Source organism: Streptomyces sp. NBC_00726 (genome assembly GCF_045161735.1).
In the GTDB taxonomy this organism is placed as follows: Bacteria; Actinomycetota; Actinomycetes; order Streptomycetales; family Streptomycetaceae; genus Streptomyces.
On sequence record NZ_CP108983.1, the window covers coordinates 4,463,680 to 4,478,430 of the forward strand.

Annotated in this window: 11 protein-coding genes; 6 read left to right on the top strand and 5 right to left on the bottom strand. The window is 67.2% G+C overall.

Going from position 1 to position 14,751, the window contains the following annotated elements; genetic code table 11:
• The first annotated feature begins 44 nt into the window (after nucleotides 1-44).
• The 6 genes from typA to OG338_RS20135 all read left to right on the top strand — a co-directional run bounded on the left by typA (nucleotide 45) and on the right by OG338_RS20135 (nucleotide 8,302).
• Nucleotides 45-1,952, top strand: coding sequence for a translational GTPase TypA (typA, locus tag OG338_RS20110; RefSeq protein ID WP_405938645.1), 1,908 nt, complete (start codon nucleotides 45-47; stop codon nucleotides 1,950-1,952).
• A gap of 461 nt (nucleotides 1,953-2,413) precedes the next feature.
• Nucleotides 2,414-4,054 (top strand): ABC transporter substrate-binding protein, encoded by a 1,641-nt coding sequence (locus OG338_RS20115; RefSeq protein WP_405938646.1) that lies wholly within the window; start codon nucleotides 2,414-2,416, stop codon nucleotides 4,052-4,054.
• A 168-nt stretch (nucleotides 4,055-4,222) separates the two neighbouring features.
• Complete coding sequence (locus OG338_RS20120) at nucleotides 4,223-5,155, top strand: ABC transporter permease (protein WP_405938647.1); 933 nt, start codon at nucleotides 4,223-4,225, stop codon at nucleotides 5,153-5,155.
• Nucleotides 5,148-6,095: an ABC transporter permease gene (locus tag OG338_RS20125; protein ID WP_405938648.1), complete on the top strand. Its 948-nt coding sequence runs from the start codon at nucleotides 5,148-5,150 to the stop codon at nucleotides 6,093-6,095. The genes OG338_RS20120 and OG338_RS20125 overlap by 8 nt, the downstream gene beginning before the upstream one ends.
• Nucleotides 6,096-6,105: 10 nt before the next feature.
• Nucleotides 6,106-7,164 (top strand): ABC transporter ATP-binding protein, encoded by a 1,059-nt coding sequence (locus OG338_RS20130; RefSeq protein WP_405938649.1) that lies wholly within the window; start codon nucleotides 6,106-6,108, stop codon nucleotides 7,162-7,164.
• Nucleotides 7,157-8,302 carry an ABC transporter ATP-binding protein gene (locus OG338_RS20135; RefSeq protein WP_405938650.1) on the top strand — a complete coding sequence of 382 codons (1,146 nt, stop codon included), beginning with the start codon at nucleotides 7,157-7,159 and terminating at the stop codon, nucleotides 8,300-8,302. Before OG338_RS20130 ends, OG338_RS20135 begins: the two co-directional genes overlap by 8 nt.
• Nucleotides 8,303-8,499: 197 nt before the next feature.
• On the opposite strand, the gene OG338_RS20140 is transcribed toward OG338_RS20135, so the two are convergent.
• The 5 genes from OG338_RS20140 to OG338_RS20160 all read right to left on the bottom strand — a co-directional run bounded on the left by OG338_RS20140 (nucleotide 8,500) and on the right by OG338_RS20160 (nucleotide 14,656).
• On the bottom strand, nucleotides 8,500-9,630 hold the full coding sequence (locus tag OG338_RS20140; protein ID WP_405938651.1) for an ABC transporter ATP-binding protein: 1,131 nt from the start codon (nucleotides 9,628-9,630) through the stop codon (nucleotides 8,500-8,502).
• Nucleotides 9,631-9,656: 26 nt separating this feature from the next.
• The gene (locus OG338_RS20145; RefSeq protein WP_405938652.1) at nucleotides 9,657-10,682 is read right to left on the bottom strand and encodes an ABC transporter ATP-binding protein; all 1,026 of its coding nucleotides are present in this window, start codon (nucleotides 10,680-10,682) and stop codon (nucleotides 9,657-9,659) included.
• A 12-nt stretch (nucleotides 10,683-10,694) separates the two neighbouring features.
• Entirely contained in the window at nucleotides 10,695-11,675 is a 981-nt protein-coding gene (locus OG338_RS20150; RefSeq protein ID WP_405938653.1) for an ABC transporter permease, read from the bottom strand.
• Between the two features lie 87 nt (nucleotides 11,676-11,762).
• Nucleotides 11,763-13,553: an ABC transporter substrate-binding protein gene (locus OG338_RS20155; RefSeq protein WP_405938654.1), complete on the bottom strand. Its 1,791-nt coding sequence runs from the start codon at nucleotides 13,551-13,553 to the stop codon at nucleotides 11,763-11,765.
• Nucleotides 13,554-13,627: 74 nt separating this feature from the next.
• Nucleotides 13,628-14,656: an ABC transporter permease gene (locus OG338_RS20160; RefSeq protein ID WP_405938655.1), complete on the bottom strand. Its 1,029-nt coding sequence runs from the start codon at nucleotides 14,654-14,656 to the stop codon at nucleotides 13,628-13,630.
• Nucleotides 14,657-14,751: the final 95 nt, after the last annotated feature.

The following is a 14,751-nucleotide window of genomic DNA, read 5'->3' on the forward strand; positions in this document are numbered from 1 at the left end:
CCAGGCGCCTGAATCCCCGATCCGAGAGAAGCGCAAGCCACACCATGCCCACGCGCCACGACATCCGTAACGTAGCCATCGTCGCCCACGTCGACCACGGCAAGACGACCATCGTCGATGCCATGCTCAAGCAGGCCGGCTCCTTCGCCGCGCACGCCGCCGAGTCGCTCGACGACCGCATGATGGACTCGAACGACCTGGAGCGTGAGAAGGGCATCACGATCCTGGCCAAGAACACGGCCGTGAAGTACCACCCCAAGGATGGCGGCGACGTCATCACCATCAACATCATCGACACCCCCGGCCACGCCGACTTCGGCGGCGAGGTCGAGCGCGGCCTGTCGATGGTGGACGCGGTCGTGCTTCTGGTCGACGCCTCCGAGGGCCCGCTCCCGCAGACCCGCTTCGTGCTGCGCAAGGCGCTCCAGCAGCGCCTGCCCGTCATCCTGTGCATCAACAAGACGGACCGCCCCGACTCCCGGATCGACGAGGTCGTCAACGAGACCTACGACCTCTTCCTCGACCTGGACGCGGACGAGGAGCAGATCGAGTTCCCGATCGTCTACGCGTGCGGCCGTGACGGCATCGCCTCGCTGACCAAGCCGGAGGACGGCACCGTCCCGGCCGACTCCACCAGCCTGGAGCCGTTCTTCTCCGCGATCCTGGAGCACGTCCCGGCCCCGACGTACGAGGAGGGCGCGCCGCTCCAGGCCCACGTCACCAACCTCGACGCCGACAACTTCCTCGGCCGCATCGCGCTCCTCCGCGTCGAGGAGGGCGAGCTGCGCAAGGGCCAGACCGTCGCCTGGATCAAGCGCGACGGCTCGATCCAGAACGTGCGCATCACCGAGCTGATGATGACCGAGGCGCTCACCCGCAAGCCCGCCGAGGTGGCCGGCCCCGGTGACATCTGCGCCGTCGCCGGTATCCCGGAGATCATGATCGGTGAGACGCTCGCCGACCCGGAGAACCCGGTCGCGCTGCCCCTGATCACGGTGGACGAGCCCGCGATCTCCATGACCATCGGCACCAACACCTCGCCGCTGGTCGGCCGGGGCGGCACCGGCAAGGGCGCGGACGCCAAGGCCGCGGTCAAGGACCGCAAGGTCACCGCCCGCCAGGTCAAGGACCGCCTGGACCGCGAGCTGATCGGTAACGTCTCGCTGCGCGTCCTGGACACCGAGCGCCCCGACGCCTGGGAGGTGCAGGGCCGCGGTGAGCTGGCGCTGGCCATCCTGGTCGAGCAGATGCGCCGCGAGGGCTTCGAGATGACCATCGGCAAGCCCCAGGTGGTCACCAAGGACGTCGACGGCAAGACCCACGAGCCGGTCGAGCGCATGACGATCGACGTGCCCGAGGAGCACATGGGCGCCGTCACACAGCTCATGGGCATCCGCAAGGGCCGCATGGACAACATGTCGAACCACGGCTCCGGCTGGGTCCGCATGGAGTTCGTCGTCCCGTCCCGCGGCCTCATCGGCTTCCGTACGGAGTTCCTGACGAACACCCGCGGTACGGGTATCGCGCACTCCATCCACGAGGGCCACGAGCCGTGGTTCGGCACCCTGACGACCCGTAACAACGGCTCGCTGGTCGCCGACCGCGCCGGTGCCGTCACCGCCTTCGCGATGACCAACCTCCAGGAGCGCGGCGTGCTGTTCACCGACCCCGGCACCGAGGTGTACGAGGGCATGATCGTCGGCGAGAACTCGCGCGCCGACGACATGGACGTGAACATCACCAAGGAGAAGAAGCTCACGAACATGCGGTCCTCGTCGGCCGACTCCTTCGAGGCGATCGTCCCGCCGCGCAAGCTCTCGCTGGAGCAGTCCCTGGAGTTCTGCCGCGACGACGAGTGCGTCGAGGTGACCCCGGAGGCCGTCCGCATCCGCAAGGTCGTCCTCGACCAGAAGGAGCGCAACCGCAGCGCGTCGCGCGCCAAGCACGGCTGAGCCGGCGCCGGTAGGCGATTTCCGGCCGACGATCCGTCAGCTCCAGGCATTGCCGTAGCCCAGGGCCCTCACAGACACTGTGGGGGCCCTCGGTCGTGGTCAACCGGATTTCGGCTTGCCTGACCAGCATGTGAGACAAAAACGTCCGATTATCGGAGGTTGCTCTCCGAAACATGTGTTAACAGTCCGTTTCGGGGGTGTCTGTCTGGGATCGCTTTGTCCGGATTTTGGTCCGCGCAAGGGTCGGATGTTGTCAAACCGAGACCCTTTAAGTGTGGTTTACGGCCCTGTCGTACTTAATAGTTGGCTCCATTGAGCTCGGGTCAATGGGTCACGCACCGTGGGGAGTGCGCCGACTCACGAGCACACTAAGGGCACTGAAACGATCACCGTCAGGGGTGTCGGTGTATCAACCCAGTGCCCTTCTTGTAGTCAAAAGTGGACTCATGAGGAGGAAACCCATGCGTGGTGCCAAGAGCGCCAAGTGGGTCGCGGGAGCGGCCATCATCGCCCTGGCTGCGACTGCCTGCGGTGGCGGCGACGACGATGCCGACAAGGGCAGCAAGACCGCCAAGGGCGCGGTGAACCCGGACGGCATCTTCTCCGTCGAGGTCGGTGAGCCGCAGAACCCGCTGCAGCCGGCCAACACGATGGAGTCGAACGGCAGCATCGTCACCGACGCGATCTTCTCGCAGCTGGTGGACTACGACGCCTCCGGCAAGCTTGAGATGATCAACGCCGAGTCCGTCGACACCAAGGACTCCAAGCTCTGGACGGTCAAGCTCAAGAAGGACTGGAAGTTCCACGACGGCACCCCCGTCACGGCCGAGTCCTACATCAAGGCCTGGAACTGGGCCGCCAACATCAAGAACAACCAGACCAACGCGTCCTGGTTCGGCGACATCAAGGGCTACGCGGACGTTCACCCGTCCGACGCGAAGGCCAAGCCGAAGTCGGACACCATGTCCGGTCTGAAGAAGGTGGACGACTACACGTTCACCATCGAGCTCAACGCCCCGCTGCCGTACTTCTCGTACAAGCTCGGCTACACGGTCTTCTCGCCGCTGCCCGAGTCCTTCTACGCGGACCCGAAGGCCGCCGGTGAGAAGCCGGTCGGCAACGGCGCGTACAAGTTCGTCAGCTGGGACCACAAGAAGCAGATCAAGGTCGTCCGCAACGACGACTACAAGGGTCTCGACAAGGCGAAGAACGGCGGTGTGATCTTCAAGAACTACACCACCCTCGAAACCGCCTACGAGGACCTGAAGTCCGGCAACGTCGACGTGCTGCGCCAGATCGGCCCGAAGGACCTCCCGGTCTACCGGTCCGACCTCGGTGACCGCGCCGTGGACAAGGCGTACTCCGCCATCCAGACGATCGCCGTCGCCTTCTACACCGACCAGTGGAAGAACATCGACCCGAAGGTCCTCCAGGGCCTGTCGATGGGCATCGACCGCGACACGATCACCAAGACCGTGCTCCAGGGCACCCGCGAGCCCGCCACCGGCTGGGTCGCCAAGGGTGTGCTCGGCTACCAGCCGAACGCCACCGGCGACGTCACCAAGTACGACCCCGCCCAGGCCAAGAAGCTCATCAAGGAAGGCGGCGGCGTTCCGGGCAACAAGATCTCGATCCAGTTCAACGCCGACGGCGGCCACAAGGAATGGGTCGAGGCGGTCTGCAACAGCATCACGCAGTCGACCGGTGTGAAGTGCACCACCGACTCGAAGGCCGACTTCCAGGCCGACACCAACGCGCGTGACGCCAAGCAGGTCAAGTCCCTGTACCGGTCCGGCTGGGTGCTCGACTACCCGGTGAACGCCAACTTCATCTCGGACCTGTTCCGTACCGGCGCCGCGGGCAACCAGGGCGACTTCTCGAACAAGGGCCTGGACGAGGAGATCAAGAAGGCCGACTCCGCCGCCTCGCTCGAGGACTCCGTCGCCGCGTACCAGAAGATCGAGAAGGAGCTGGTGAACTACATGCCCTCCATCCCGCTCTGGTACTACAAGGTCAACGCCGGCTACTCGGAGAAGGTCCAGAACGTCGACTACGCCCAGGACGGCGACCCGATCCTGACGCAGATCGAAGTCAAGAAGTAACCACACCGACGTAGTCCGCGCGCACGCGCGGGACCAATACAGAAGGACGGTCCCGCGCCTGCCGCACGCAGTGGCCGGGGGGCCCTTCCACGCATCCGACCCACCCTCAGGGGAAGTCGGTGCGGGGGAGGGCCCGTCGGCTGCCGCCGCCTATTACATGGAGGCATGATGGGGCGCTATGTCGCACGACGACTGCTCCAGATGATCCCGGTCTTTCTCGGGACAACGCTGCTGATCTTCCTGATGGTCTACACGCTGCCCGGCGACCCCGTGCGCGGGCTCTTCGGGGACAAGGGGGCCGACCCGGCCACTCTGGAAGCGATGCGGCACAAGCTCGGACTGGACCAGCCGATTCTGGTGCAGTACTGGGATTACATGAAGGGCATGGTCTTTCATGGGGACTTCGGCACCCAGATAGCCAGCGGGCGCCCCGTCACCGACGTGCTCGGCGACGCCTTCCCGGTCACCCTGCGACTTGCGGGCATGGCGTTCGTCATCGAGATCATCCTCGGCATCGGCCTGGGCATGGTCGCGGGTCTGCGCGCCGGCCGGCTGGCCGACAACGTGGTCCTCATCCTGACGCTGCTGATCATCTCGATCCCCGTCTTCGTGCTGGCGCACATCGTGAAGTCCGTCTTCGCCGACCAGCTGGGGGTCATCTCCCCCAACGTCTCGAACGAGGCGACCTGGAGCGAGCTACTGGCCCCGGCCATCGTGCTCGGCTCGCTCTCCCTCGCGTACGTGGCCCGGCTGACCCGTACGACGATGGCCGAGAACCTGCGGTCCGACTACTTGCGTACGGCCGTCGCCAAGGGACTTCCCAGGCGCCGCATCATCGGTGTGCACCTCATGCGCAACTCGATGATCCCCGTCATCACCTTCCTGGGCACCGACCTGGGCGCCCTGATGGGCGGTGCGGTCGTCACCGAGTCCGTCTTCAACGTCAAGGGCATCGGCGGCACCATCGTCGAGTCGATCACCCGGCGTGAAGGCACCACCCTGGTGGGCCTCGTCACCATCCTGGTGCTCGTCTACCTGTTCATGACCCTGATCGTCGACCTGCTGTACGCGGTCCTGGACCCGAGGATCCGTTATGCCTGACGTGACCAAGACCGCACCCGCGCCCGAGGACGTCCACGGCCCCGTCACGGACCCGACCTCCGTCGTCAAGGCCGCCAAGGCGCGCAGCCTGTGGGGCGACGCCTGGGCCGACCTGCGTCGCAACCCGTACTTCCTGGTGTCGTCCGTCCTCATCGTCATCCTCCTGGTGATAGCCGTCTTCCCCGGCCTGTTCACCGGGGCCTCGGCGACCCACGCGGACCTCGGGAAGCACTTCCTGAAGAAGCCGGAGCTGAGCAAGATCGGCTCGGAGGGCTGGCTCGGATACGACGGGCAGGGCCGCAGCGTCTACGCCCGCGTCATCTACGGCACCCGCGCCTCGATCACCGTCGGCGTCTGCGTCACCGTGCTGGTGACCCTGTTCGGCGGCCTCATCGGCATGCTGTCCGGGTTCTTCGGCGGCTGGGTCGACGCGATCCTCTCCGGCTTCACCAACATCTTCCTGGGCCTGCCCTTCCTGCTCGGCGCGATGGTCGTGCTCCAGTCCTTCAGCGAGCGCAAGGTGTGGGTCGTCGTGCTCGCCCTGGCGTTCCTCGGCTGGACGCAGATCGCCCGTGTCATGCGTGGCGCGGTGATCACCGCCAAGGCGGCCGACTACGTACAGGCGGCGCGGGCGCTCGGTGCGAGCACCACCCGGATCATGTTCCGGCACATCCTGCCGAACGTGATGGCGCCGGTGATCGTCGTCGCCACCATCTCGCTGGGTGTGTACATCTCGGCCGAGGCGACCCTGTCGTACCTGGGCCTCGGTCTCGCCGACCCGACCATCTCGTGGGGCATCGACATCTCGACGGGTTCGAACCAGATCCGGGTGGCCCAGCACATCCTGATCTACCCGTCGATCATGCTCAGCATCACCGTTCTGGCGTTCATCATGCTCGGCGAAGCCGTCCGCAACGCCCTCGATCCGAAGTCGCGATAGGAGGGCGAACGTGACCACCATCGACAAGACCGCCGAAGTCCCGTCCGCACGCCGGGGTGACGACCACGTCGGCCCCCTGCTCGAAGTCCGTGACCTGCACGTGGAGTTCCACACCCGCGACGGTGTGGCCAAGGCGGTCAACGGGGTCAACTACAGCGTGGACGCCGGCGAGACCCTCGCCGTCCTCGGCGAGTCCGGTTCCGGCAAGTCCGTGACGGCCCAGGCCATCATGGGCATCCTCGACATGCCGCCCGGGAAGATCCCCCAGGGCGAGATCCTCTTCCGCGGCCAGGACATGCTCAAGATGTCCAACGAGGAGCGCCGGAAGATCCGCGGCCAGAAGATCGCCATGATCTTCCAGGACGCGCTGTCCTCGCTGAACCCGGTCCTCACCGTCGGCTACCAGCTCGGCGAGATGTTCCGGGTCCACCAGGGCCTGTCCAAGAAGGAAGCCCGCGCCAAGGCCATCGATCTGATGGACCAGGTGAAGATCCCGGCCGCCGCGGCCCGGGTCTCGGACTACCCGCACCAGTTCTCCGGCGGTATGCGCCAGCGCATCATGATCGCGATGGCGCTCGCCCTGGAGCCGGACCTGATCATCGCGGACGAGCCGACCACCGCGCTCGACGTGACCGTCCAGGCCCAGGTGATGGACCTCCTCGCGGAGCTCCAGCGCGAGTACAACATGGGCCTGATCCTGATCACCCACGACCTGGGTGTCGTCGCGGACGTCGCCGACAAGATCGCCGTGATGTACGCGGGCCGGATCGTCGAGACCGCCCCGGTGCACGAGATCTACAAGCGCCCCGCCCACCCGTACACCAAGGGTCTGCTGGCCTCGATCCCGCGCCTGGACCAGAAGGGCCAGGAGCTCTTCGCGATCAAGGGCCTGCCGCCCAACCTGCTGCACGTGCCGTCGGGCTGCGCCTTCAACCCGCGCTGCACCATGGCCCAGGACATCTGCCGTTCGGACATCCCGGCCCTCCGGCCGGTGACCGAGCAGGACGGCACCGAGCTGGCCGGCCGCCGCAGCGCCTGTCACTTCTGGAAGGAGACGATCCATGGCTGACATCTCGAAGGAGTCCGTGGACGCCACCCCCAACGTCTCCGACGTGGAGACCGTCGACGCGGCGACCGAGGCGGAGGCCGTAGCCGCCATCGACGCGCCCGTGTCGCAGGGGGAGCCGATCCTCCAGGTGCGCAACCTCGTCAAGCACTTCCCGCTGACGCAGGGCATCCTGTTCCAGAAGCAGGTCGGCGCGGTCAAGGCCGTCGACGGCATCTCGTTCGACCTGTACGCGGGCGAGACGCTGGGCATCGTCGGCGAGTCCGGCTGCGGCAAGTCCACCGTCGCCAAGCTGCTGATGTCGCTGGAGCGGGCCACCGCCGGCGAGGTCTTCTACAAGGGCCAGGACATCACCAAGCTGTCCGGCCGCGCGCTGAAGGCCGTCCGCCGCAACATCCAGATGGTGTTCCAGGACCCGTACACCTCGCTCAACCCCCGTATGACGGTGGGCGACATCATCGGCGAGACGTACGAGATCCACCCCGAGGTGGCCCCCAAGGGCGACCGGCGGCGCAGGGTCCAGGAACTGCTGGACGTCGTCGGCCTCAACCCGGAGTACATCAACCGGTACCCGCACCAGTTCTCCGGCGGTCAGCGCCAGCGCATCGGCATCGCCCGCGGCCTCGCGCTCAACCCGGAGATCATCATCTGCGACGAGCCGGTCTCCGCGCTCGACGTGTCGGTGCAGGCGCAGGTCGTCAACCTGATGGAGAAGCTCCAGGACGAGTTCAACCTGTCCTACCTCTTCATCGCGCACGACCTGTCGATCGTCCGGCACATCTCGGACCGGGTCGGCGTCATGTACCTCGGCAAGATGGCCGAGATCGGTACGGACGTCCAGATCTACGACCACCCGACGCACCCCTACACCCAGGCGCTGCTGTCGGCCGTCCCGGTCCCCGACCCGGAGGCCCGCGAGGGCCGCGAGCGGATCATCCTCTCCGGTGACGTCCCCTCGCCGGCCAACCCGCCCTCGGGCTGCCGCTTCCGTACCCGTTGCTGGAAGGCCCAGGACAAGTGCGCCACCGAGGTGCCGCTCCTCGCGGTCCCCGAGCGCTTCAAGACCTCGAAGACGCCGGCCGCCCACGAGTCGGCCTGCCACTTCGCGGAGGAGAAGGACGTGGTGCACGCGGGCTCCTGACACCGCGCGCGCAGCAAAAGGCGCCCCGGAACCGATCGGTTCCGGGGCGCCTTCCCGTGTTCCGGGAACCGGGCTCGCAGGGTGCTCGGGTCAATGGACCGATGCGGGCTCGGTTCCCCCGGCCGGAGCCGTACGGCGGGCGGGGACCGGTCGGGTCCCGCGCCGGGCGTACGGCCCCGGGGCCGAGGCGAGGGGTGTCAGCCTCGCGCCTCGCGGTCTTCGGACCCGCCGGCCTTGTCGAGGCTCTTGGCGGGCTTCGCGTCCCCCGTGCCGAGGCTCTTGGCGGGCTTGGCGCCCTCCGTGCGGGCCTTCGGGACGGCGGCCACCGACTGGGAGTCCTCCGGGTAGTGGCAGGCCGTCAGGTGGCCCTCACGGCTGCCGGAGATCTGCACCAGCGGGGGCGCCTCGCTCGCGCACTTGTCCGTCGCCTTCCAGCAGCGGGTACGGAAGCGGCAGCCCGAGGGCGGGTTGACGGGGGACGGGACGTCACCGGTGAGCCGGATGCGCTCACGGGCCGGCGTGTCGTCCGCGGTCGCCTCGGGCACGGCGGAGAGCAGCGCCCGGGTGTAGGGGTGGCGCGGATTCCCGTACAGGTCGTCGCGGTCCGCGATCTCCACGATCCGGCCGAGGTACATCACGGCCACGCGCTGCGAGAAGTGCCGTACGACCGCCAGGTCGTGGGCGATGAACAGGAAGGCGATCCCCAGCTCCTTCTGGAGCTTCTGCAACAGGTTGACCACCTGCGCCTGGATCGACACGTCGAGCGCCGACACCGGCTCGTCCGCCACGATCAGCTTCGGCTCCAGGGCCAGCGCGCGGGCCACCCCGATGCGCTGGCGCTGACCGCCGGAGAACTCATGCGGGAAGCGGTTGTAGTGCTCCGGGTTGAGCCCGACCGTCTCCAGCAGCTCCCGGACCCGGGCCTCGCGGCCGCCGGGCGGCTCGATGCCGTTGACCTCCATCGGCGCCGACACGATCTTGCCGACCGTCTGGCGCGGGTTCAGCGAGGCGTACGGGTCCTGGAAGATCATCTGGATCTCGGAGCGGACCGGCGCCAGCTGCTTGCGGCCGGCGTGCGTGATGTCCTGCCCGCGATAGGTGATCCGGCCCGCGGTCGGCTCCAGCAGCCGGGTGACCAGCCGGCCCGTGGTCGACTTGCCGCAGCCGGACTCACCGACCAGGCCCAGGCTCTCGCCCTCGGCGACGGTGAAGTCCAGTCCGTCCACGGCCTGGACGGCCCCCACGGTCCGCCGGATCGGGAAGCCGCCCTTGATCGGGAAGTGCTTGGTGAGTCCGGAGACGTCCAGGAGGGGATCGGTGCTGCTCATGGTGGGAAAGTCCCGTCTCTTGTACGTCAGTTGGCCCGGGTGCCGGCGAAGTCGGTGAAGAACTCCGCGCGCTGCTCCGGGGTCAGGTGGCAGGCCGCCCCGCGCCCGGACACCAGGTCCAGCGGAGGCTGCTGGGATGAGCAGCGGTCGCCGTCGACCCGCTCGGTGAACGAGCACCGCGGGTGGAAGCGGCAGCCGGTCGGCGGGTTGAGGAGGCTCGGCGGGGTGCCCGGGATCGGTGAGAGCGGCACGTCCACCGGGCCTTCGAGGGTGGGCATCGAGCCCAGCAGGCCCCAGGTGTACGGGTGCTGGGGCGTGCGCAGCACCTCCTTCTTCGTACCCCGCTCCACACAGCGCCCGCCGTACATCACGAGGACGTCGTCCGCGATGTCGGCGATGACGCCGAGGTCGTGGGTGATGAAGATGATCGAGGTGCCGAACTCCTGCTGGAGGTCCTTGAGCAGGTCCATGATCTGGGCCTGCACGGTGACGTCGAGCGCGGTCGTCGGCTCGTCCGCGATCAGCAGCGCGGGGTCGCAGACCAGCGACATGGCGATCATCGCGCGCTGGCGCATACCGCCGGAGAACTGGTGCGGGTAGTCGTCCACGCGCAGGTTCGGCTGCGGGATGCCCACCTTGGTGAGCATGTCGATCGCCCGCGCCCGGGCCTCCTTCTTGGAGGCGCCGGTGTGCTTGCGGAACGTCTCGCCGATCTGCCGGCCGATGGTGTGGTAAGGCGACAGCGAGGCCAGGGCGTCCTGGAAGACCATGGCCATCTTGTTGCCACGCAGCCGCTCCAGCTCCCGCTCGGAGGCGGCCAGCAGGTCCTGCCCGTCGAGCAGGATCTCGCCCTCGATCTCGGTGTGCTCCGGGTGGTGCAGTCCGAGGATGGCCAGGTTGGTGACGGACTTGCCGGAGCCGGACTCGCCGACGATGCCGAGGGTTTTGCCGCGCTCCAGGTCGAAGGAGAGCCCGTCGACGGCCTTGACCATGCCGTCTTCGCTGGAGAAGTGCACGCGCAGATCGCGTACGGAGAGGAAGGGGGTGCTCATGGGGTTCTCTCCCTAGGCGAGGCGGACGCGTGGATCGATGAGGGCGTAGACGGCGTCCACGATGATGTTGAAGAGGACGATCGCCGCCGCCGCGACCAGGACGACGCCGAGGATCATCGGCAGGTCGTTGTCGTAGACCGCCTTGATCGACAGGGCCCCGATGCCGTGCAGACCGAAGGTCTTCTCGGTGATGATCGCGCCGCCGAGCAGCAGGCCGAGGTCGAGTCCGAAGATGGTGACGATCGGGCCCATCGCGCCGCGCCAGGCGAACCGGAAGAACACGGTGCGCCGGGACAGGCCCTTGGCGCGGGCGGTGCGGACGTAGTCCTCGCTCATCGTCTCCACGAGCTGGGAGCGGGTCATACGCGTGTAGTTGGCGGTGAAGATCAGCGCCAGCACCATCCAGGGCAGCAGCAGTCCGGAGAACCAGCCGGCCGGGTCCTGGGTGAACTCGACGTCCTTGGGACGGCTGAGGATGTGCCACTGGTCGCTGAGGTAGTACATGGCGACCACGCCGACGATGTAGATCTGCATCGAGGAGCCGATCAGGGACGCCGAGGAGGCGACCTTGTCCAGCGACTTGCCCTGCTTCACCGCGGCCAGCATGCCGGTGCCCACACCGAAGAGCACGAAGACGACCGCGCTGCCGACGGAGAGGGAGAACGTCGTGGGGAGGCGGTCCATGATGGTGGCGAGGACCGGTTCGCGGTTGCGGAACGAGTAGCCCAGGCACGGTGCCGGGCAGTGCCCGAACGAGCTGTAGTCGCGCCCGACGAACACACCCTCCAGCCAGTGCCAGTACTGCACGGGCAGCGGGTCGGCGATGCCGAGGTTCTGCTTGACCAGCGCCAGCGTCTCCGGCGTGCAGATCTTGCCGCAGGCCGCGCGCGCGGGGTCGCGGGGCGCGACGTAGAAGAGGACGAAGGTGATGGCACTGATGATCAGCAGGATGACCAGTGCGCCGATTGCCCGGCGGATGAGGAAGCGGAACATGGCGATGGATTTCCCTGACAGACGCCGACGAGGGGGAGTGGAGCGGGCGGGGCGCCGCAGGGGCGCCCCGCCTCAGGGGGTGTCGGCTCAGGACTTCACGAAGAGCTTGTAGAAGATGGCCGAGGAGTACTGCGGGTGGAACATGGCGCCGCCGACCTTGGAGCCGTACAGGTAGAAGCGGCGCTGGAACGTCTCGGGGATGATCGGCGCCTCCTCCGTCATGATCCGCTTGTCGAGCGCGGCCCATGCCTTGCCGGCCTCGGCCGGGTCGGCGATGGTGACGTTCTTCTTGATGGCCTCGTTGACCCAGTCGACGTTCAGCTGCGAGATGTTGTTCGCGCCGTCCGCGATGGTGCCGCCGTCGAACAGCGGCTGCATCAGGGTGTAGCCGGTCGGCCAGTCCGGGGCCCAGCCGAACCACATCACGTCGAACTTGTTGTCGATCTTCTGGATGCCGTCGTAGTAGCTGGTGGACTCCAGCGGCTTGAGGACGACCTCGAAGCCGGCCGCCTTGAGGGCGTTCTCGATGACGACCTTGGTCTTGTCGTAGGTGTTGCTCTGCGGGAAGGCGTAGACGATCTTCTGACCCTCCTTGCCCGCCTCCTTCAGCAGCGCCTTGGCCTTCTCCGGGTCGCCCTGCGGCTTCTTCAGCTTGCCGTAGACGTCGTCCTTGGCGTAGCCCATGATGTCGGGGCTCAGGATGGACGTGGCGTAGTCACCGGCCGACGGACCACCGTAGATCTTGCGGATCTGCTCCAGCGGCCACGCGTGGATCAGGGCCTGGCGCACCTTCAGGTCGGTGATGCGCTTGGTGTTGATCGCGTAGTAGTAGACGCCGGTGAGCAGACCGTTGAAGGTGCGCTTCTTCAGCTCCGGGTCGGTGAGGACCTTCTGGATGCGCTCGGCCGGGACGCCGCTGTACGCCATGACGGCGTACTGGTCGTCGCCGGAGTCGGCGATCATGCGGTCGGTGGCCTGGAGCGACTCGGGGCCGAACTCGTAGACGATGCTGTCCGGGTACGCGTTGCGGATCGCGTCGGTGTTCGGGTCCCAGTGCTCGTTGCGGACCAGGGTCATCGACTTGTCGACGGAGTGCGCCTTGATCCGGTACGGGCCGCAGGAGACCGGGTCCTTGTCGTACTTCTCCTTGCTGTCGCCCTTGACCGGGACGGCGCCGTAGGAGCTCATCGCCAGGGTGAAGTTGAAGTCCGGGCGGGCCTCGGCGAGCTTGAAGGTGATGCTCTTCGCGGCCTTGTCGATCACGACCGAGTCCAGGTGCTTGCCGCTGAACGGGCCCTTGTACTTGCCGCGGAAGTCGGTGGTGCCGGTGAGCGCCTGCTGGGCGTAGCCGGCGCCCTCGGTGGTGAAGCTGGCGAAGCCGCGCTCGATGCCGTGGCGCACGTCCTCGACGGTGAGGTCCTTGCCGTCCTCCCACTTGAGGCCGTCCTTGAGCGTGAACGCCCAGGTCTTGCCGCCGTCCGTGGTGGTGCCGGCGTCGGTGGCGAGGTCGCCGACGAGCTTCATCGAGCCGTCGGAGGCGATCTTGTAGCCGGTCAGGCAGCGGATGAAGAGGTCACCGACCGCGGAGTTCCACGAGAAGTAGATGCGCTGCGGGTCCAGGTGCGAGAAGTCGTCGGGCGCGATGCCGCGGATCGTCCCGCCCTTCTTGGCACCGGGGATCTCCGGAGCGGCGCCCGTGGAGTCCTCCTTGGTGCCGACGACCACCGAGCCGGTGTACTTGTCGGTGCCGCCGTGGCCCTTGCTCTTGCTGCCGTCCTTGCCGGTGTTGGAGCTGCCGCTGCTGCATGCGGTGAGCACCATCGAGCCGCCGGCCGCGACCGACGTGGCGATGACGAAGTTTCTGCGGGAGAGAGACATGGCTTCCTGCTCTGGTCGAGTGGAGAAACGATGGATCCGGGTGGGCCCCGTCGCCCGTCCGGAGTACGGCGGGTTCAGCGCTTGGTCTTGGGGTCCAGCGCGTCGCGCACGGAGTCGCCGAGGAGGTTGAAGGCGATCACGAAGATCACCATCGACGCGCCGGGGAAGAGCATGAACGTGATGTCGCTCTGGTAGACGTCCGAGCCGCGCTGGATCATCACGCCCCAGTCCGGGGTCGGTGACGTCAGCCCGACGCCGAGGAAGGCGAGGCCCGCCTCCGCCGTCACATAGGCGGGCAGCGCGAGCGTGGCCTGGATCAGGATCGGCGTCCAGAGGTTGGGCAGCAGTTCCTTGAAGATGATCCGCGCCGGGGACGCGCCGGTGACCTTGGCGGCCTCCACGAACTCGCGTTCGCGCAGGGCCAGCACCTCACCGCGCAGCAGACGGGCGATGGAGGCCCAGCCGAAGGCGGTCATGACCGAGATGAGGGTGACCACGGTCAGCCAGACCGGAGTGTTCTCCTCCGGGTCGACCAGGATCGAGAGCAGTACGGGCCAGAAGGCGATGAAGAAGAGCGTGGAGGGGAAGGCCAGCAGGATGTCGATGACCCGGCCGACCAGGTAGTCCGTCTTGCCCCCGAGGTAGCCCGCGGTGATGCCGATCGCGATGCCGATCACGGTGACGAGCAGCGTGGTGGCGGCGGCGATGAGCAGGGAGTTGCGGATGCCGTAGAGCAGGAAGGTGAAGACGTCGCGGCCGAGACCGGGCTCGATGCCGAACCAGAAGTCGCCGCTGATGCCGCCGTTGGGGAGGACCGGGGAGCCGAAGTCGTCCAGCAGGCTGGTGTCGTTCTGCCCGTACGTCGTGTACGGGTCCTTTCCGTACAGCTTCGCGATCAGCGGGGCGGCAATGCCCACCACGAAGAAGAAAATGACCACATAGGCGGAAATCACGCCGGTGCGGTCCCGCTTGAAGCGGCGCCAGGCGAGCTTTCCGGGTGACCGGCCGTCACCGCTCTTGCCGGCGGAGGATTCCGGCGGCGGGGCCGCCGTCACGTCCGCCGCCTCAAGGGTGGCTGCTGCGTTCGAGGTTGGAATCGTCATGGTGCTCCTGGCCCGGAGGGTCGAAGGACTCCGCAGGGCACACCCACGGGCTACCCGGACTTTTTCAACGCAATTCACGCAGGGTCAATGAATGT

Excerpts from the sequence above, each read along its gene's own strand:
- typA (WP_405938645.1), top strand. The coding sequence starts at position 45 with ATGCCCACGCGCCACGACATCCGTAACGTAGCCATCGTCGCCCACGTC.
- OG338_RS20115 (WP_405938646.1), top strand. The coding sequence starts at position 2,414 with ATGCGTGGTGCCAAGAGCGCCAAGTGGGTCGCGGGAGCGGCCATCATC.
- OG338_RS20120 (WP_405938647.1), top strand. The coding sequence starts at position 4,223 with ATGGGGCGCTATGTCGCACGACGACTGCTCCAGATGATCCCGGTCTTT.
- OG338_RS20125 (WP_405938648.1), top strand. The coding sequence starts at position 5,148 with ATGCCTGACGTGACCAAGACCGCACCCGCGCCCGAGGACGTCCACGGC.
- OG338_RS20135 (WP_405938650.1), top strand. The coding sequence starts at position 7,157 with ATGGCTGACATCTCGAAGGAGTCCGTGGACGCCACCCCCAACGTCTCC.
- OG338_RS20140 (WP_405938651.1), bottom strand. The coding sequence starts at position 9,630 with ATGAGCAGCACCGATCCCCTCCTGGACGTCTCCGGACTCACCAAGCAC.
- OG338_RS20145 (WP_405938652.1), bottom strand. The coding sequence starts at position 10,682 with ATGAGCACCCCCTTCCTCTCCGTACGCGATCTGCGCGTGCACTTCTCC.
- OG338_RS20150 (WP_405938653.1), bottom strand. The coding sequence starts at position 11,675 with ATGTTCCGCTTCCTCATCCGCCGGGCAATCGGCGCACTGGTCATCCTG.
- OG338_RS20155 (WP_405938654.1), bottom strand. The coding sequence starts at position 13,553 with ATGTCTCTCTCCCGCAGAAACTTCGTCATCGCCACGTCGGTCGCGGCC.
- OG338_RS20160 (WP_405938655.1), bottom strand. The coding sequence starts at position 14,656 with ATGACGATTCCAACCTCGAACGCAGCAGCCACCCTTGAGGCGGCGGAC.